The sequence below is a fragment of the Cellulomonas fimi genome, from assembly GCF_028527925.1.
In the GTDB taxonomy this organism is placed as follows: Bacteria; Actinomycetota; Actinomycetes; order Actinomycetales; family Cellulomonadaceae; genus Cellulomonas; species Cellulomonas fimi_C.
In genome coordinates this window covers 1-17,722 of record NZ_JAPESW010000035.1, presented here as the reverse complement: position 1 = coordinate 17,722, position 17,722 = coordinate 1, and the positions used below count along the sequence as shown (strand labels likewise).

General features: G+C 74.4%; 17 protein-coding genes. 16 read left to right on the top strand and 1 reads right to left on the bottom strand.

Features of this window, described 5'->3' with window-relative positions; translation table 11 throughout:
* The first annotated feature begins 46 nt into the window (after nt 1-46).
* From OMK64_RS14905 to OMK64_RS14870, 8 genes are all read left to right on the top strand, one after another.
* Nucleotides 47-814, top strand: coding sequence for an L-ribulose-5-phosphate 4-epimerase (locus tag OMK64_RS14905; RefSeq protein ID WP_272729152.1), 768 nt, complete (start codon nt 47-49; stop codon nt 812-814).
* The gene (araA, locus tag OMK64_RS14900; protein WP_272729151.1) at nt 811-2,319 is read left to right on the top strand and encodes an L-arabinose isomerase; all 1,509 of its coding nucleotides are present in this window, start codon (nt 811-813) and stop codon (nt 2,317-2,319) included. Before OMK64_RS14905 ends, araA begins: the two co-directional genes overlap by 4 nt.
* Before the next feature lie 186 nt (nt 2,320-2,505).
* Nucleotides 2,506-2,703, top strand: coding sequence for a hypothetical protein (locus tag OMK64_RS14895; RefSeq protein WP_272729150.1), 198 nt, complete (start codon nt 2,506-2,508; stop codon nt 2,701-2,703).
* Between the two features lie 300 nt (nt 2,704-3,003).
* Nucleotides 3,004-4,185, top strand: coding sequence for a hypothetical protein (locus OMK64_RS14890; RefSeq protein WP_272729149.1), 1,182 nt, complete (start codon nt 3,004-3,006; stop codon nt 4,183-4,185).
* 79 nt (nt 4,186-4,264) lie between these two features.
* On the top strand, nt 4,265-5,950 hold the full coding sequence (locus tag OMK64_RS14885; protein ID WP_272729148.1) for a hypothetical protein: 1,686 nt from the start codon (nt 4,265-4,267) through the stop codon (nt 5,948-5,950).
* 213 nt (nt 5,951-6,163) lie between these two features.
* On the top strand, nt 6,164-6,679 hold the full coding sequence (locus OMK64_RS14880; RefSeq protein WP_272729147.1) for a GNAT family N-acetyltransferase: 516 nt from the start codon (nt 6,164-6,166) through the stop codon (nt 6,677-6,679).
* A 116-nt stretch (nt 6,680-6,795) separates the two neighbouring features.
* A complete protein-coding gene (locus OMK64_RS14875; RefSeq protein WP_272729146.1) occupies nt 6,796-7,449 on the top strand; it encodes a TetR/AcrR family transcriptional regulator in 654 nt (217 codons plus the stop codon).
* A gap of 21 nt (nt 7,450-7,470) precedes the next feature.
* Nucleotides 7,471-8,250: a putative protein N(5)-glutamine methyltransferase gene (locus OMK64_RS14870; protein WP_272729167.1), complete on the top strand. Its 780-nt coding sequence runs from the start codon at nt 7,471-7,473 to the stop codon at nt 8,248-8,250.
* On the opposite strand, the gene OMK64_RS14865 is transcribed toward OMK64_RS14870, so the two are convergent.
* A complete protein-coding gene (locus OMK64_RS14865; protein WP_272729145.1) occupies nt 8,216-8,620 on the bottom strand; it encodes a DoxX family protein in 405 nt (134 codons plus the stop codon). The genes OMK64_RS14870 and OMK64_RS14865 overlap by 35 nt on opposite strands.
* Nucleotides 8,621-8,721: 101 nt before the next feature.
* On the opposite strand from OMK64_RS14865, the gene OMK64_RS14860 reads away from it, so the two are divergent.
* The 8 genes from OMK64_RS14860 to OMK64_RS14825 all read left to right on the top strand — a co-directional run.
* On the top strand, nt 8,722-9,576 hold the full coding sequence (locus OMK64_RS14860; RefSeq protein ID WP_272729144.1) for a maleylpyruvate isomerase family mycothiol-dependent enzyme: 855 nt from the start codon (nt 8,722-8,724) through the stop codon (nt 9,574-9,576).
* Between the two features lie 42 nt (nt 9,577-9,618).
* Nucleotides 9,619-10,464 (top strand): ABC transporter ATP-binding protein, encoded by an 846-nt coding sequence (locus OMK64_RS14855; protein WP_272729143.1) that lies wholly within the window; start codon nt 9,619-9,621, stop codon nt 10,462-10,464.
* Complete coding sequence (locus OMK64_RS14850; RefSeq protein ID WP_272729142.1) at nt 10,461-11,192, top strand: ABC transporter permease; 732 nt, start codon at nt 10,461-10,463, stop codon at nt 11,190-11,192. Before OMK64_RS14855 ends, OMK64_RS14850 begins: the two co-directional genes overlap by 4 nt.
* 207 nt (nt 11,193-11,399) lie before the next feature.
* Nucleotides 11,400-12,419, top strand: a complete 1,020-nt coding sequence (locus OMK64_RS14845; RefSeq protein WP_272729141.1) for a LacI family DNA-binding transcriptional regulator — start codon at nt 11,400-11,402, stop codon at nt 12,417-12,419.
* 117 nt (nt 12,420-12,536) lie between these two features.
* Nucleotides 12,537-13,913, top strand: coding sequence for an ABC transporter substrate-binding protein (locus OMK64_RS14840; RefSeq protein WP_272729140.1), 1,377 nt, complete (start codon nt 12,537-12,539; stop codon nt 13,911-13,913).
* A gap of 69 nt (nt 13,914-13,982) precedes the next feature.
* Nucleotides 13,983-14,933, top strand: coding sequence for a carbohydrate ABC transporter permease (locus OMK64_RS14835; RefSeq protein ID WP_272729139.1), 951 nt, complete (start codon nt 13,983-13,985; stop codon nt 14,931-14,933).
* Nucleotides 14,930-15,877 carry a carbohydrate ABC transporter permease gene (locus OMK64_RS14830; RefSeq protein WP_272729138.1) on the top strand — a complete coding sequence of 316 codons (948 nt, stop codon included), beginning with the start codon at nt 14,930-14,932 and terminating at the stop codon, nt 15,875-15,877. Before OMK64_RS14835 ends, OMK64_RS14830 begins: the two co-directional genes overlap by 4 nt.
* 80 nt (nt 15,878-15,957) lie before the next feature.
* Nucleotides 15,958-17,722, top strand: a 1,765-nt coding sequence (locus OMK64_RS14825) for a beta-galactosidase (protein WP_272729137.1), incomplete at its 3' end; no start/stop codon positions are given.

The window sequence follows — 17,722 nt, the reverse complement described above, 5'->3', positions numbered from 1 at the left end:
CGCACCACGACAGCCGCACGACGACGAGACACGGAGCGAGACCCGCATGACGACACCCCTGGACGCCTACCCCGACGACGTGCGCGCCGCCGTCGCGACCACGCGCGAGGTCGTCGCGCGCCTGCACGCCGAGCTGCCGCGCTGGGGGCTCGTCGTGTGGACCGCGGGCAACGTCTCGCAGCGCGTCGTCGTCGACCCGGACGGCCCGGGCGAGCGCGACCTGTTCGTCATCAAGCCGTCGGGCGTGACGTACGACGAGCTGACGCCGGAGTCGATGGTGGTCTGCGACCTCGACGGGAACCTCGTCGACGGCACGCGCGCCCCGTCGTCCGACACGGCGGCGCACGCGTACGTCTACACGCACATGAGCGAGGTCGGTGGCGTCGTGCACACGCACTCGACGTACGCGACGGCCTGGGCCGCGCGGGCCGAGCCGGTGCCGTGCGTGCTCACGATGATGGCCGACGAGTTCGGCGGTGACATCCCGATCGGGCCGTTCGCGCTCATCGGCGACGACTCCATCGGCCGCGGCATCGTCGAGACCCTGCGCGAGTCCCGCAGCCCCGCCGTCCTCATGCGCAACCACGGCCCGTTCACGATCGGCCGCGACGCGAAGGCGGCCGTCAAGGCCGCGGTCATGGTCGAGGAGGTCGCCCGGACCGTGCACATCTCGCGTCAGCTCGGCGAGCCGCTGCCCCTCGCGCAGGAGCACGTCGACTCGCTGTACGACCGCTACCAGAACGTCTACGGCCAGGGCACCGCCGCCCCCGCCGCCGGCACCACCACCGACACCGAGCAGGAGAACGCCCGATGACCAAGCCGTACGCCGACCGCGAGATCTGGTTCCTCACCGGCAGCCAGGACCTCTACGGCGAGGAGACGCTGCGCCAGGTCGCCGAGCAGTCGCAGGAGGTCGCGCGCCTGCTGCAGGACTCCGACGAGGTCCCTGCGACGGTCGTCTGGAAGCCCGTCCTCAAGGACTCCGCCGCGATCCGCCGCGCAGCGCTCGACGCGAACGCCGACGACAACGTGCTCGGCGTCGTCGTCTGGATGCACACGTTCTCCCCGGCGAAGATGTGGATCGCCGGCCTCGACGCCCTGCGCAAGCCGCTCCTGCACCTGCACACGCAGGCCGACGTGGAGCTGCCGTGGGACACCATCGACATGGACTTCATGAACCTCAACCAGGCCGCCCACGGCGACCGCGAGTTCGGGTACATGGCGACGCGCCTCGGCACCGCGCGCAAGACCGTCGTCGGGCACGCGTCGAACCCCGCCGTCCGCGCCTCGATCGGCACGTGGGTCCGCGCCGCCGCCGGCTGGGCCGCGACGCACGAGCTCCGCCTCGTCCGGTTCGGCGACAACATGCGCAACGTCGCCGTCACCGAGGGCGACAAGACCGAGGCCGAGCTGCGGTTCGGCGTCTCCGTCAACACGTGGGGCGTGAACGACCTGGTCGCCGCGGTCGAGGCCGTCGACGACGCCGCGGTCGACGCGCTCGTCGCCGAGTACGAGGACCTGTACGACGTCGTCCCGTCGCTGCGCCGTGGCGGCGACCAGCACGAGTCGCTGCGCTACGGCGCGCGTCAGGAGATCGCGCTGCGCACCTTCCTCGAGTCCGTCGGCGCCAAGGCGTTCACGACGAACTTCGAGGACCTGGGCGCCCTCAAGCAGCTCCCCGGGCTCGCGGTCCAGCGGCTCATGGCCGACGGCTACGGCTTCGGCGCCGAGGGCGACTGGAAGACCGCCGTCCTCGTCCGCGCGGCGAAGGTCATGGGCGAGGGCCTGCCCGGTGGCGCGTCGCTCATGGAGGACTACACCTACGACCTCACGCCCGGCGACGAGCGCATCCTCGGCGCCCACATGCTCGAGATCTGCCCGACGCTCACCACGTCGAAGCCGAAGCTCGAGATCCACCCGCTCGGCATCGGCGGCAAGGAGGACCCCGTCCGCCTGGTGTTCGACACCGACCCGGGCGTCGGCGTCGTCGTGTCGCTCGCCGACATGCGCGACCGGTTCCGCCTCACCGCCAACGTCGTCGACGTCGTCCCGCCGACCGCCGAGCTCCCGAACCTGCCCGTCGCGCGTGCCGTCTGGCAGCCCCGACCCGACTTCCGCACGTCCGCCGAGGCGTGGCTGACCGCGGGCGGCGCGCACCACACCGTGCTGTCCACGGCCGTCGGCATCGAGGTGTTCGAGGACTTCGCCGAGATCGCGCGCACCGAGCTGCTCGTCATCGACGAGTCCACGACGCGACGCGGCTTCCGCGAGCAGGTCCGCTGGAACCAGGCGTACTGGCGGCTCGCGCAGGGCCTGTAGACCGCGGTCCGCGGCTCCGCACCGCGCACCGCTCCCGGCGTCGCACCGGCGCCTCCCGGACGGGTCCGACCCACGAGGTCGGGCCCGTCCGTGGCGTCTTGCCCGTGGAATGCCGCATCAGCGGCGGGCGTTGTCGAGGACGAGCCGCCGCGAGACGCATGCGGCGGTCAGGAGGAGGGACGGACGATGAGCGAGGCACCCGGCACGACGACGACGGTCGACCTGGACGACCCGCGCACCCTCATCGAGTTCAGCGTCCTGCTCGCCAACGGCCGCCTCGCCGGCCGGAAGTTCGCGTCGCGCGCCGACGCCGAGGCCTGGGCCCGGCCGGACGAGGGCGACGAGGTCGTCGAGTACAACCTCGTCTGCGAGTGCGCCGTCTGAGCTGATCCCACCGGCGACGCGGGCCGATCCGCCGTTCGGGCGCCGTCGCGCACGCCCCGGCGTCGGCGCTCCGCTGGTCCGAACGGGTGACGCCTCCAGCGCGTTCCGCCCGCGCCTCGTCCAGGAGCGACGGCGGTCGGAACCGTGCCGACCTGCGTCCACCTGCGCCGACGTCGCGGACGGGGCGGCGCTCGCGCCGTCGCTCCCGCGTCCACGGCCGGACCGTCCTGCGGTTGCTGGGCGCAACCGGTGTTCGTACGGTCGGTCGCACGGAGAAGTTGCTCAGGGGGAGTGACGACGATGTCGACGACGCGCAGCGGTGCGACGGCCACAGGAGCCACGTGGCTCCTGCGCGGCCTCCTCGCGCTCGTCGGCCTCGCGCTCGTCGTCCTCGTGCAAGCGGTCCTGTCAGCACCGCGCGCTCATGCGGCCGAACCGTCGTCCCCTGACGTCGTCGCCGATCAGGCCGCGGCGGCCGGCGGTGCGCCGACCGGGCTCGCGGGCGTCCTGCCCGCGCTGGTCGAGGACGTCGTGACGCCCGTCGCTCAGCCCGTCGTCGAGAGCGTCGTGGCGCCGGTGGCGCAGCCCGTGGTGGAGCGGGTCGTGGCGCCGGTGGCGCAGCCCGTGGTGGAGCGGGTTGTGGCGCCGGTCGCGCAGCCCGTGGTGGAGCGGGTTGTGGCGCCGGTCGCGCAGCCCATGGCGGAGGCGGTCGTCGTGCCGGTCGCGCAGCCCGCCGTGCAGGCGGTCGTCGCACCGATGGCGACCCCGATCGACCAGATCACCGCGCCTCTCACTGAAGCCGTCGTCGCACCGGTCGCCGAGGCGCTCGTCCCGACGGTCGACGCAGTGGACACCGCCGTCGCACCGCTGCGGCCCGTGGTCGGGGACCTCGCGCCGGTCCTCGACGGGCTGACGCCGCTCGTCGGCGCGCTCGCCCTCCCGCTCGGACCGGTCGTCGACGTCGTCGCACCCGTCGGTGCGGCGCTCGCGCCCGTCACCGACCGCCTGGACGTCCTCGACCCCGTCGTCGACCGCCTCCGTCCGGTCGTCGGGCCCGCCGTCCCAGGCGTCGCCGCGCCCGACGCCGACGCGACCGGAGCCACGCAGCCCGCGTCGACGGTCCCCGTGCCCGCGCTCCGCGCGGCCGTCGGCCTCGCCGGCCGTACGACCCCGGCGGACGCCTCGACCGGCTTCACGCAGGCCGGCGTCGCGGTGCCCGCCGGTCCGTCGACCGGCCCGGCGGTGACCGCCCCCTCGACCGGCACGCCGGGACCGCTCGACCCGACCCGCCCCGGCCTGCCGGACGCGCCGGACGGTGCGCCGACCACGCCCTCCGGCGCGTCCGGTCCGCGCGGCGGGGACACCCCGGCGGTGCTCGCCAGTGGGGCGCTCCAGCCCGGTGCGGGGCGCTGCCTCCTCGGCGGCACGCTCGCCGCGCCCGCCACGTCTCCGGCCGACGAGGTCCCCAGCTCTCCCGCCTGACGGGGGACCGGCCGCGCACGTCGCGGCACGCGTCCACGGCCCGCACGGGCCACCCGCATCAGCACGGAGGAGCACCACCATGCACACGTTCGTCCGTCGAGCGCTGCAGACAGCGCTCGTGAGCGGCGGCATCGTCGTCGCCGGGGCCGGCCTGGCCCATGCTGCTGAACCACCCGCCCCACCTCTCACCATCGCCGTCGACGTGGACCTCGGCGGTGACGACGGCGTCCTCGGGCTCGCTCCCGACGGCGGCACGCTCGTCCATGCGCCGATCACCGCGCCGGTCGACGTCTCCGGCGTGGCCGTGGGCGTCGGCGGCGATGCCACGTCGTCCGGCACGGCACCGGCCGCCGGATCGACACCGGCCGCCGGGTCGACGCCGGCCTCGTCGGGGCCGTCCACGTCGGGGTCGGTCGTCGACGCGCCCGTCGTCGCGCCTGTCTCCGTCGACTCCGTCGCGGTCGGCGTCCTGGGCGACGCGACCGTGACCGACCAGGCGCCGGCCGCACCGACGCCCGGGGCGGTCCCCGCGACCTCCGGTGACGCGGGCCTCGTGTCAGCACCGATCACCGCCCCGCTGCACGTCTCCGGCGTCGCCGTGGGCGCCCTCGGTGACGCCGTCGTCACGTCGCCCGGCGCGACGACGGGAGCGGGCGGCTCCCGTCCGGACCTGGAGGGTGACGACGAGACCCTCGTCGCGGTTCCGGTCACCGCGCCGATCACGGTGTCCGGGCTCGCGCTCGGGGTCCTCGGCGACGCCGCTGTCGAGGCCGGGCCGGGGTCCGCCACGTCGAGCACGTCGCCGGCACCCGCTCCGGACACGCTCGTCAGCGCGCCGGTGACCGTGCCGGTGGACCTCTCCGGCATCGCTGTCGGCGTCCTCGGTGACGCGGTGGTCGCACAGGCGCCGGGCGCCACGGGCGGCGGCTCGGCGAGCCGTCCCGCGGCGGACGGCGCGCTGGTCACGGCGCCCGTGACCGTGCCGGTCGAGGTCTCAGGGGTGGCCGTCGGCGTCCTGGGCGACGCCGACGTCCAGAGTGCGTCCGGTACGGCTCCGGCGGCTCCGGGATCGACCGGTGCGACGTCCGACGACGCGCTCGTCTCGGCGCCGGTGACGGTGCCGGTCGACGTGTCGGGCGTCGCGCTCGGCGTGCTGGGGGACGCGGCGGTCGAAGGTGCGTCGGCGGGTTCCTCGACGGGTCCGGGGTCGGTCGGGGCGACGTCGGACGACGCCCTGGTCTCCGTCCCCGTGACCGTGCCGGTCGACGCCTCGGGGGTCGCCGTCGGCATCGGCGGTGACGCGACCGCGGGTGTGGCAGCCGGGTCGGCGCCGGGCACGGTCCCGGGCTCGACCGGCTCGACCGGCTCGACGGGCTCGACGGGGTCGAGCGGGTCGGTGTCCGGCGGCGGCACGGTCGGCACGGGCGGCAGCGCGGTGGGGACGCTGCCGGCCGTCACCGGCGGCGGGGCGACGGTCGCCGTCCCGGCGTCCACGGCCACCAGGGCTGGATCGGCCTCCTCGGCGACGAGCGGCGAGGCTGCCGCAGCGGCGTCCGGGGCGCGGTCGGCTCCGATGGCTGCCGCCGGCGTGCCGTCCGCGCTCGCCGCGACGGGTGTCTCCCCGTGGGTGGGCGGTCTCGCCGCGGTCGCGCTGCTCGGTGTCGGCCTGACCCTGCGTCGGGCCGCGTCGTCGACCCGCGGTCACGGCCGTCGTGAGCTGCTCGACCACGTGCCGACGCAGCGTCAGGCGCCGCCGACGCGGTGAACCCGGGCCCGTGGGGCGGCCGGAGGACGGTCGCCCCACGGGTGTGCCCTGACCCGCGCCGACGTGTGGCCGGCGGGCTGTCGCTCCCGCCCGGCCGGCCGCGTGCCGCTCGGCGCCGGCGACCTGCGACCGCATTCGCGCCGGCCGAGCAGCGGGCGTCCTGCGTGGACCGTCGGACGGTCCAGGGCGGGTGCCCGGGTAACGTCACGGCCCGTGACCACGACGCTCTCCGGCGGCGCCGTCCTGCGCCCCGCCCAGCCCGGTGACGAGCCCGGCATCCTCGCCTGCATCCGCGAGCTCGCGCAGTACGAGCGCGAGCCCGACGCGGTCGAGACGACCGAGGCCGACCTGACGGCGGCGCTGTTCGGCGACCACCCGGCGGTGTTCGCGCACGTCGTCGAGCGGGACGGCGCGGTCGTCGGGATCTCGGTGTGGTTCCTCAACTACTCGACGTGGACAGGCCGCCACGGCATCTACCTCGAGGACCTGTACGTGCGCGCCGACCAGCGCGGCCACGGCTACGGGCAGGCGCTGCTGCGCAACCTCGCGGCGATCGCGGTCGAGCGTGGCTACGCCCGGGTCGACTGGGCGGTGCTCGACTGGAACGCGCCGTCCATCGCGTTCTACCGCTCGCTCGGCGCGTTCCCGATGGACGACTGGACGGGCTACCGCCTCACGGGCGACGCGCTGGTCGCGACGGCCGGTGCGGCCGCGCCGCAGCGCTCCTGAGCGTTCGGCTCACGACGGCTCACGACGGCGGGGCGTCCCGGGCCCGGACGGCGCACGCGCCGTCCCACCGCACCGGCGGCCGTTCGGTGCCGCCGCGACGCTCCTACGCTGGGCTCGTGCAGCCCGCGCCTGACGTCGAGCCGGACGTCGACACCGATGCCGCGCCCGTCGCGGCGCCACGCCCGCGCGGGCGGCGACCCGCCGGCGAGGACACGCGCGGGGCGATCGTCGCGGCGGCGCGCGCGGAGTTCGCCGAGAAGGGCTTCGACGCCGCGAGCGTGCGCTCGGTGGCGCGCCGGGCGGGTGTCGACCCGGCGCTCGTGCGGCACTACTTCGGCGACAAGGCGTCGCTGTTCGCGGCCGGGGTGATCCCGCAGGGCGTCGACCCGGGACGCATCGCGGCCGGGCTCGTCGCCGACGGGGTCGACGGGTTGGGCGAGCGGCTGCTGCGGACGGTGCTGGGCGTGTGGGACTCCGACGACGGGGTGACGTTCCGGGCGGTGTTCTCGGCGATCGGCTCGGAGGACGTCCCGCCGCACCTCGTCATGGGCTACGTCGGTCGGGAGGTGTTCTCGCAGGTTGCGCAGGTCCTGCCCGGCCCGGACCAGGCGCTGCGGATCTCGCTCGTCGCGTCGCACGTCGTCGGCGTGCTCGTCGCGCGGCACGTGCTGGGCGTGGAGCCGGTGGCGTCGATCGACGCGGACCGCCTCGCCGCGCTCGTCGGGCCGACGCTTCAGCGGTACCTGGTCGACCCGCTGCCCGACGCGTAGGTTCCGCTCGTGCTGCCCGACATGCCCACCCTGGCCGCGCGGCTGCGCGCCGCCGGCTGCGTGTTCGCCGAGGACGAGGCGCGCGTCCTGCTCGACGCGACGTCCGACGCCGACGCGCTCGAGACGATGGTGGCGCGCCGCGTCGCCGGGGAGCCGCTCGAGCAGGTCGTCGGATGGGCGGAGTTCTGCGGGCTGCGCGTGGCGGTCGCGTCGACGGTGTTCGTGCCGCGCCGCCGCACGGAGCTGCTGGTGCGCGAGGCGGTGGCGCTCGCCTCGGCGCGCGACGCGGTCGTGGTCGACCTGTGCTGCGGGACCGGTGCCGTGGGTCTCGCGGTGGTGTCGTCGCTGGTGGACGCGGTCCTCGTCGCGGCCGACGTGGACCCCGCGGCGGTCGCCGTCGCGCGCCGCAACCTCGACCCGGTCGGCGGGGTCGCACTGCTCGGCGACCTCGACGCGCCGCTGCCGGACCACCTGCGCGGCCGGGTCGACGTGCTCACCGCGAACGCCCCGTACGTGCCGTCCGACGAGGTGCGGCTGATGCCGCCGGAGGCCCGGGACCACGAGGCGCTCGTCGCCCTGGACGGGGGAGCGGACGGGCTGGACGTGCAGCGGCGGGTCGCGTCGGCGGCACCGCGCTGGCTGCGTCCCGGCGGCCACCTGCTGATCGAGACGAGCGAGCGTCAGGCGCCTGCGACCGCGGCGGCGATGTCGTCGGCCGGGCTGGTCCCGCGGGTCGTCGAGGACGACGACCTCGGGGCGACGGTCGTCATCGGCCAGTGGCTGGGTCCGCTGCACGACTGACAGCGACCGCCCACGCGACGAGCGGCACCTGCAGCGGCAGCCGTCCCCACGCGACGACGGGCTCGCGCGACCAGTGCCGCCCGCGCCGGTGCGAGCGGACGGCCATCGTGACGTTTCCCGGGAAGACGCCGACCAGCAGCGCCGCCGACGCGAGACCGCCGACGCGGCGCGTGGCGGGCGGGACGAGCGCGGCCGCGCACGCGAGCTCCGCGACCCCGCTGCCGAGCACCCACGGCTCCGGGTCGCCCAGCGCACGGGGGATCAGCGGCGTGAAGATCGCGGGTCGGCGCAGGTGCAGGACGCCCGCGGTGCCGAGGACGGCGGCGAGCGCGAGGGCGGGTCCGTGACGGCGGACCGGGTCGGGGAGCACGCCTCACCCTAGGAGCGACGCCGACGCACGGCACCCGCGCGGCCGGCGCCCGTCCGTCGGCGCCGGGCCGGGCTGTCGGAGCGGGTCGCTACTGTCGCGCCATGACGACGTCATCGAGCGCGTCCCCGTCCCCGCTGCCGTTCGCCGAGGTGATCCGGGAGGAGTCCGCCCGCGCCGCCGACGCGCTGACCGTCGCGCCGCCCGACGCGCGCGTCCCCGCGTGCCCGGACTGGTCGGCGGCCGACCTCGCGTACCACCTGGGCGAGACGCAGGACTTCTGGTCGAGGATCGTCGGCCTCGCCGCGCCGGACGCGGTGGTGGACGTGGGCGGCGACCCGCCGGGCGGCTTCGACGGCCCGGAGCGCGAGCCGGACGACGCGCTCGTGCCGTTCCTGCGCACGCGGACCGGCGCCCTTCTCGACGCGTTCGCGGGGCACGACCCGTCGGAGCGCTGCTGGTCGTGGTCCCCGAACGGCGGCGACGTCGCGTGGGCGCTGCGGCGGCAGGCGCACGAGGCGCTCGTGCACCGGGTGGACGCGGAGCAGGTCGCGGGACTCCCGGTGACGGAACCGGCCGTCGAGGTGGCGGCCGACGGGGTCGACGAGATGCTCGCGGTCATGATGAGCGGGCTGCCGCCGTGGGCGACGTTCACGCCGGACGACGCGGGCCGGGTCCTGGTCGTCGCGTCGGACGCCGGGCGCTCGTGGCTGGTCGAGCTCGGCCGGTTCACGGGGACGTCGCCGCGGACGGGCAACACGTACGACCTGGACGCGGGCGAGCTCGTCGCGCGCGACGTCACGGCCGGCGACGCGCAGGTCGCCGTCACGCTCACGGGCTCGGCGTGGGACCTGGACCGGTGGCTGTGGGGCCGTGGCCCGCTGGACGCCGTCACGGTCGAGGGGGAGCGCGCCGTGGTCGACCGGTTGCGGGCCGTGCTCGTCGAGTCGAGCCAGTGAGGGTCTTGCCCTGAGCCCCCGCGCGGGAGCACAATTCCTCACATGGGGAATAACGCGCCGGCGATCGAGGTCGCGGCCCTGCGCGTGGTCCGCGGCGGGCGGCCCGTCATCGCGTCGCTCGACCTCGCCGTGCCACGACGCCAGGTCGTCGGGCTGCTCGGTCCGAGCGGCAGCGGCAAGACGACGCTCATGCGGGCGGTCGTCGGCGCGCAGGTGGTCGCGGGCGGTGAGGTGCGCGTGTTCGGCGAGCCGGCCGGCACGCCCGCGCTGCGCCGCCGGATCGGCTACGTGACCCAGGCGCCGAGCGTCTACGCCGACCTCACGGTCACCGAGAACCTGCGGTACGCGGCCGCGATCCTCGGGCTGGGGCAGCGCGAGGTGGACCGCGCGCTCGACGAGGTCGACCTGACGGCGCACGCGAAGCAGTCGATCGGCACCCTGTCCGGCGGCGAGCGCTCGCGCGTGTCCCTCGCGGTCGCGCTGCTCGGCCACCCCGACCTGCTGGTCCTCGACGAGCCGACCGTCGGCCTCGACCCCGTCCTGCGTCGCGACCTGTGGGACCTGTTCGGGCGCCTCCGCGACGCCGGGGCGAGCCTGCTCGTGTCGAGCCACGTCATGGACGAGGCGGTCCGCTGCGACCGCCTGATCCTCATGCGCGAGGGCGACGTGCTCGCCGACGCCACGCTGCCCGAGCTGCTCGCACGCACCGGCGCCACGGACGCGGAGGGTGCGTTCCTCGCGCTCGTCGACGCGGCGAACGCGGCGAGCTCGTCGCACCCGGCGGACGTCGCGGGCGCCGCCGGGGCGGCCGGTGCCGGGGGCCGGCACGCGAGGCCCGGCGGGAAGCCGGGCGACGGCACGGACGCCGGCTCGAGGAGGTCGTCGTGAGCCCTCGCCTGACGGCCGCGACCGCCCAGCGCGTCCTCACCCAGCTCCGGCACGACCACCGGACGATCGCGCTGGTCCTGGTGCTCCCGTGCCTCCTCATCGGCCTGATCGCGTGGATGTTCGACGGCACGCCCGTCCTCGACCAGTTCGGGCCGCTGCTCGTCGGGCTGTTCCCGCTGCTCGTGATGTTCCTGGTGACGAGCGTCGCGACGCTGCGCGAGCGCACGTCCGGCACGCTCGAGCGGCTCATGACGCTCCCGATCGGCCGCGCCGACGTCGTCGTCGGGTACGCGATCGCGTTCGCGGTGCTCGCGTCGGTGCAGGCGCTCGTCGTGGTCGGCTTCGCGGTCGGCGTGTGCGGCATGGACGTGGCCGGGCCGATCGGCCTGGTGATCCTCGTCGCGGTGCTCGACGCAGTCCTCGGCTGCGCGCTGGGTCTCGGCGCGTCGGCCCTCGCCCGGACGGAGTTCCAGGCCGTGCAGCTGATGCCGGCGGTGATCTTCCCGCAGATCATCACGTGCGGGCTGCTCATGCCCCGCGACGAGATGCCGCAGCTGCTCGAGTGGCTGTCGCGCGTCTTCCCGCTCACGTACGCGCTGGACGCGATGCAGAAGCTCGCGGCCGGGTCCGGCTGGGCGGACGTCCGCGGTGACGTGGGCGTCGTGGCGCTCTTCATCGTCGGCGCGCTGGTCGTGGGCGCGTCCACCCTCCGCCGCCGCACGCCCTGACGTCGTCGAACGTCCCATCGGCGACGCTTCCCGGCGGCCACGCGCCGCCAGTGGCGCGCTCGTGGGTCGGCCCGACGCGGCGCAGCCGTGGGAGCGCGACCGTCTCTGAATCGTCACAATCCTGTGATCCACGCCACTTGACTACGTAGTCACCCAGTGGTTTGACTACGTAGTCATCGGGCAGAGCCGACCGAAGGGGACACCGCCGTGGCCGTGGAGCGAGCAGTCGTCGCGATGGACGTCGCGCGCGCCGCCGGCGTCTCGCAGAAGACCGTCAGCCGCGTCATCAACGGTGATCCCCACGTCCGCCCGGAGGTCCGCGACCGCGTCCGCCAGGCCGCCACGACGCTCGGCTACCGGCCCAACCGCGCGGCCCGCCAGCTCGTCTCGGGGCGCAGCAGGACGATCGGCGTGCTGTCCGTCGGCTCCACCGACTTCGGCCCGGCGTCGATCATGGTCGGCATCGAGCAGGCGATCCGCGAGGCCGGCTACGCGATGTCGGTCGTCAACACGCTCGAGGGTGACCCGGAGAGCATCACGGGCTCGCTGCTGGACCTCGTCGAGCAGGGCGTCGACGGCATCGCGGTCAACGAGCCGGTCGGCGTCTTCACGCTCGACGCGGCGCAGGTCGGCGACCTGCCGCTCCTCAGCCTGTCGGGCCGGTACGGCATCTCCACGAACGAGCTCATGGTCGACGCGGACCAGGCGGGGGGCGGCCGGGCCGCGACCGAGCACCTGCTGAGCCTCGGCCATCGCACGGTCCACCACGTCGCCGGTCCGTCGGGCTGGCGGTCGGCGGGCCTGCGCGCCGACGGCTGGCGCGACACGCTCGTCCGCGCCGGCGCCCCTGTCCCGGAGGTCCAGCACGGCGACTGGAGCGCCCCGTCGGGCTACGCCGTCGGGCAGCGGCTCGCCGCCGACCCCGACGTCACCGCCGTCTTCGTCGCGAACGACCACATGGCGATCGGCGTGCTCCGCGCATTCGCCGACGCGGGCCGCGACGTCCCCGGCGACGTGTCCGTCGTCGGCTTCGACGACATCCCCGAGGCCGCGTACCTCACGCGCGCCCTCACCACGATCCGCCAGGACCTCACGCACCTGGCCTCGTTCGGCGTCCGGCTCCTCGTCGACGCCATCGAGAACCCACGACGGCAGGACCGTCGCGAGGACGTCCCGGTCGAGCTCGTGGTCCGGGAGACGACAGCAGCACCCCGCGGGCGCGGCTGACCCGGCCGCACCCGCACCACCGGCCCACCAGGCCATCCCGGGCGTCCCGCCGCGAATTGTCGCGGCGGGGCGCGCGCACCGACCGGACCGAGCACGACCTTCACGAAGGAGTGGAGCATGTCGAGGACGATCACGTGGCGGCGCAAGGCCGCCGGGCTCACCGCGGGCGTCGCCGTGGCGGCGCTCGCCCTCACCGCCTGCAGCGGCGGCGGCGGGACCGACGGCGGCGGCGAGACGACCGGCCCCGTCAGCCAGGCCGACATCGACGAGGCCATGCAGACGCCGACCAAGCTGACCTTCTGGACGTGGGTCCCCGACATCGAGAAGGAGGTCGGGCTCTTCGAGGAGGCCTACCCGGCGATCGACGTCGAGGTCGTGAACGTCGGCCAGGGCGCCGACCACTACCAGAAGCTGCGCAGCGCGCTGAAGGCCGGCGAGGGCGCTCCCGACGTCGCGCAGATCGAGTTCCAGCACCTGTCGTCGTTCGCGCTCGGTGACAACCTGCTCGACCTCACGCCGTACATGCCCGAGGACATCGGCGACGACTACGTGCCGTGGGTGTGGGAGCAGGTCAAGTCGACCGACGGCGAGAAGGTGTGGGGCGTCCCGCAGGACTCGGGCCCGATGGGCCTGCTGTACCGGGAGGACCTGCTGTCGCAGCACGGCATCGAGGTCCCGACGACGTGGGACGCGTTCGCCCAGGCGGCGACCGACCTCCACGCGGCGGACCCGAACCTCTACCTCACGAACATCCCCGGCAACGACATGGGCCAGTTCACGGCGCTGCTCTGGCAGGCCGGCGCGCGGCCCTTCGGCTGGGACGGCGAGGAGACCGTGACGATCGACCTGTCCTCGGACGAGGCGACGCGGGTCGCGCAGTACTGGGGCGACCTCATCGCGTCCGACGCGGTCTCCGTGGACCCGGACTTCACGGACGCCTGGTACCAGGGGCTCGCGAACGGCAAGTACGCGTCGTGGGTCGCCGCGGCGTGGGGTCCGGTGTTCCTGCAGGGCACGGCCGCGAACACGTCGGGCCTGTGGCGGGCCGCGACGATCCCGCAGTGGGAGGAGGGCCAGGACGTCTCCGCCAACTGGGGCGGCTCGTCCGACGCGGTGCTCGCGTCGACGAAGAATCCGATCGCCGCGTCGCAGCTCGCGCTGTGGATCAACCACGACAAGGCGTCGGCGATGACGATGGCCACCGAGCAGTTCCTGTTCCCGACCACGACCGAGGTGCTCGAGGACCCGCAGTTCGCGGACCAGCAGGCCGAGTTCTACGGCGGCCAGGAGGTCAACAAGCTGTTCGCGGAGATCTCCTCGACGGTCGAGCCGGACTTCGGCTGGTTGCCGTTCATGGACTACGCCTACTCCGCCGGTGAGGAGACCGTGGGCAAGGCCATCGCCGACAAGACCGACCTGGTCGAGGCCATGCAGGCGTGGGAGGACAAGCTCACGACGTACGCCGAGCAGCAGGGCTTCACCGTCGCCGACTGAGGGACCGCCGGTCCCGCGGCACTCCGCAGGCCGCGGGACCGGCCCTCTCACCGACCCCGGGAGACACCGATGACCGACGTCGTCACGCCCGAGCGCACCGTCGCGCAGCCCCGGAAGCACCGGCACTCGTCGCCGATGCGCCGCAAGCAGAACGCCACCGCGTACCTGCTCATCGCACCGTTCGTCGCGATCTTCGTCCTGTTCCTCGTCACGCCGCTCGTCTACGCGGGCTACCTCAGCCTGTTCCGCGAGCAGCTCGTCGGCGGCACCGCGTTCGTGGGGCTCGAGAACTACAGCCGCGCGCTCTCCGACCCGTCGTTCCTGTCGGGCGTCGGGCGCATGACGCTGTTCCTGGTCATCCAGGTGCCGGTCATGCTCGGGCTGTCGCTGCTGTTCGCGCTGCTGCTCGACGCCGGCGTGCTGTACCTGCAGCGCTTCATCCGGCTCGGCATCTTCGTCCCGTACGCGGTGCCCGGCGTCGTCGCCGCCCTCATGTGGGGCTACCTGTACGGCCCGGACTTCGGGCCCGCCGCGCAGATCGCCGACGCGGTCGGCGTCCCGGCGCCGCCCTTCCTGTCGGCCGACTGGATGCTGTTCTCGATCATGAACATCGTCACGTGGGAGTTCGTCGGCTACAACATGATCATCATCTACGCCGCGCTGCGGGCGATCCCCGCGGAGCTCTACGACGCGGCGTCCGTCGACGGTGCCGGTGCGGTCCGCACCGCGTGGAGCATCAAGATCCCGGCCGTGCGCCCGGCGCTCCTGCTGACGCTGATCTTCTCCGTGATCGGCACGTTCCAGCTCTTCACCGAGCCGAACCTGCTGCAGTCGCTCGCGCCCAACGTGATCGGCACCGACTACACGCCGAACCTCTACGCGTACAACCTCTCGTTCATCAACCGTGACCTGAACTACGCCGCGGCGATCGCCTTCGTGCTGGGCATCGTCATCATGATCGTCTCCTACGTGGTGCAGCTGTCGGCGCAGCGCAGGGAGCGCAAGGAGCGTGCCCGATGACCACGACGACGATCAGCACCCCCGCGGACCGCCGCGCGTCGGGGCCCGCCCAGCCGGCCGTACCGCGCAGCCGTCGGCGACGCGCGTACTCGAGCGACCAGCCCCGCCGCAGCCCGTTGCTGTCGGTGCTCATGCTCCTCGCGCTCGTGTACTTCCTGCTGCCGCTGTTCTGGCTGGTGGTGGCGTCGACCAAGTCCAACGCGGACCTGTTCTCCTCGTTCGGGCTGTGGTTCGCGCAGTCGATGTCGCTGTGGGAGAACGTCCAGGCGGTGTTCACCGCGCAGGACGGCGTCTACCTGCTGTGGATGCGCAACACGGTCATCTACGCCGGGACCGCCGCCGTCGGCGCCGCGTTCCTCGCGACCGCGGCGGGGTACGCCTTCGCGAAGTACCGGTTCCCCGGCAGCAACGCGATCTTCAGCGGCATCCTCGGGTCGATCATGATCCCGACGACGGCCCTGGCGATCCCGACGTACCTGCTGTTCGCGAAGGCCGGCCTGACGAACACGCCGTGGGCGGTCATCCTGCCCTCGCTCGTCAGCCCGTTCGGGGTGTTCCTCATGCGGGTGTACGCGGCCGACGCGGTCGACGACACGCTCATCGAGGCGGCCCGCGTCGACGGTGCCGGAGAGCTGCGGATCTTCTTCCGGGTCGCCCTGCGGCTGCTCGTGCCGGGGCTCGTCACGGTCCTGCTGTTCACGCTCGTGGCGACGTGGAACAACTACTTCCTGCCGCTCATCGTGCTCAACAGCCCCGACCTGTTCCCGCTGACCGTCGGACTCGCGCAGTGGCAGGCCACCGCCGCCGGCGGATCCGGCTCGCGACCGTTGTTCTCGAGCGTCATCACCGGGTCGCTCATCTCGATCATCCCGCTGATCGTCGCGTTCCTGTTCCTGCAGCGGTACTGGCAGTCCGGGCTCGCGACCGGCTCCGTCAAGGGCTGACGCGTCCCTCCTGTTCCCGCCGTCGGCGCGCCGTCGCCCGCGGCCCCCGTTCCACCGAGCCACCCGGCTGAGGAGACCTCATGTCCGTGCAGCACGACCGCGTCCGCTTCGGCGCCGCGTACTACCACGAGTACCACGGCCCCGGCGCCGACCCGACGCCCGGCGACCTCAAGCGCGACCTCGACCTCATGGCCGCCGCGGGGTTCACCGTGATCCGCGTCGGCGAGTCGGTCTGGTCGACCTGGGAGCCGTCCGACGGGCGGTTCGACCTCGACTGGCTCGAGCCGGTGCTCGACGGCGCGCACGAGCGCGGCATCGACGTCGTGCTCGGCACCCCGACGTACGCGGTGCCGCCGTGGCTGGTCCGCCGGTACCCGGAGATCGCGGGGGAGTCCGCGACGGGCCGGTCGCTGGGCTGGGGCGCGCGGCAGGAGGTCGACTTCACGCACCCGGTGTTCCGCTGGTACGCCGAGCGCGTGCTGCGCCGGATCGTCGAGCGCTACCGCGACCACCCGGCCGTCGTCGGGTACCAGGTCGACAACGAGCCCGGCCTCCACCTGCTGCACAACCGCGGGATCTTCGAGCGGTTCGTCGACCACCTCAAGGACACGTACGGCGACGTCGAGACGCTCAACCGCGAGTGGGGCCTCGTCTACTGGTCGCACCGGCTGTCCGACTGGGCCGACCTGTGGACGCCCGACGGCAACGCGCAGCCGCAGTACGACCTCGCGTGGCGCCGCTTCCAGGCGTCGCTCACGACGGAGATGATCGACTGGCAGGCCCGGGCGGTGCGTTCGCTGGCTCGCCCGGGGCAGTGGGTGACGACGTGCATCGCCTACGAGCGGCCCGCGCTCGAGGACGCCGACCTCGCGTCGGTCCTCGACGTGACCAGCGGCAACGCGTACTACACGATGCAGGACGGCCTCGCGCACCCGTCGGCGGCGGTCGTGCCGCAGTCCTGGACCGCCTCGGGCACGTGGGCGCTGTTCCAGGTCGCCGACGTCATGTGGTCGTCGCGCGACGAGCCGTTCCTCGTCACGGAGACCGACGCGCAGGCCATCGGGGGCCCGTCGACGAACCTGCCCGCCTACCCGGGGCAGTGGCGGCAGGCCGCGTGGGCGCTCGTCGCGCGCGGCGCGCGCATGGTCGAGTACTGGCACTGGCGCACGCTCCACTACGGCGCCGAGACGTACTGGGGCGGCGTGCTGCCCCACAGCGGAGTGCCCGGCCGGGCGTACCGGGAGATCGCCGGCCTGGGTGCCGAGCTCGGACGCGTCGGCGGGCTGCTCGCCGACGCGACGCCCGACGCCGACGTCGCGATCTGGCACCACGGCGCGAGCCGGTGGGCGCTCGCGGCCCAGCCGCCGCTGCAGACGGCGTCGGGCGAGGGCGACCCGCTGTCGTACCCGCGGATCGTCGCCGCGTTCTACCGCGGCGCGTTCGACGCGGGCCTGCAGGTGCGCGTCGTGCGACCGCAGCACGTGGGCGGGGAGGACCCCGCGGCCGTCGCGGCGCGCCTCCCGGTGCTCGTGGCGGCCGGGTTCTACGCCGCGTCCGACGACGAGCTCGACTGGCTGCGCCGGTTCGCGCAGGCCGGTGGGCACCTCGTCGTCGGGCCGCGCACGGGCTACGCCGACACCGAGGCGCGCGCCCGCCCGACGGTCCAGCCCGGCGGCCTGTCCGAGGCGGCGGGCGCCTGGTACGACGAGATCGCCAACCTCCCGACCCCGGTCCCGGTCGCCGCGACCCCTGGCTCTCCGTTGGTCCTGGCCGACGACGCGACGGCCGCGGGGTCCTCCCCGCCCACGTGCTGCGGTCGCACGACGCCCACCTGCAGGCCCGCGT

Excerpts from the sequence above, each read along its gene's own strand:
- OMK64_RS14905 (WP_272729152.1), top strand. The coding sequence starts at position 47 with ATGACGACACCCCTGGACGCCTACCCCGACGACGTGCGCGCCGCCGTC.
- araA (WP_272729151.1), top strand. The coding sequence starts at position 811 with ATGACCAAGCCGTACGCCGACCGCGAGATCTGGTTCCTCACCGGCAGC.
- OMK64_RS14895 (WP_272729150.1), top strand. The coding sequence starts at position 2,506 with ATGAGCGAGGCACCCGGCACGACGACGACGGTCGACCTGGACGACCCG.
- OMK64_RS14890 (WP_272729149.1), top strand. The coding sequence starts at position 3,004 with ATGTCGACGACGCGCAGCGGTGCGACGGCCACAGGAGCCACGTGGCTC.
- OMK64_RS14885 (WP_272729148.1), top strand. The coding sequence starts at position 4,265 with ATGCACACGTTCGTCCGTCGAGCGCTGCAGACAGCGCTCGTGAGCGGC.
- OMK64_RS14870 (WP_272729167.1), top strand. The coding sequence starts at position 7,471 with ATGCCCACCCTGGCCGCGCGGCTGCGCGCCGCCGGCTGCGTGTTCGCC.
- OMK64_RS14860 (WP_272729144.1), top strand. The coding sequence starts at position 8,722 with ATGACGACGTCATCGAGCGCGTCCCCGTCCCCGCTGCCGTTCGCCGAG.
- OMK64_RS14855 (WP_272729143.1), top strand. The coding sequence starts at position 9,619 with ATGGGGAATAACGCGCCGGCGATCGAGGTCGCGGCCCTGCGCGTGGTC.
- OMK64_RS14840 (WP_272729140.1), top strand. The coding sequence starts at position 12,537 with ATGTCGAGGACGATCACGTGGCGGCGCAAGGCCGCCGGGCTCACCGCG.
- OMK64_RS14835 (WP_272729139.1), top strand. The coding sequence starts at position 13,983 with ATGACCGACGTCGTCACGCCCGAGCGCACCGTCGCGCAGCCCCGGAAG.
- OMK64_RS14830 (WP_272729138.1), top strand. The coding sequence starts at position 14,930 with ATGACCACGACGACGATCAGCACCCCCGCGGACCGCCGCGCGTCGGGG.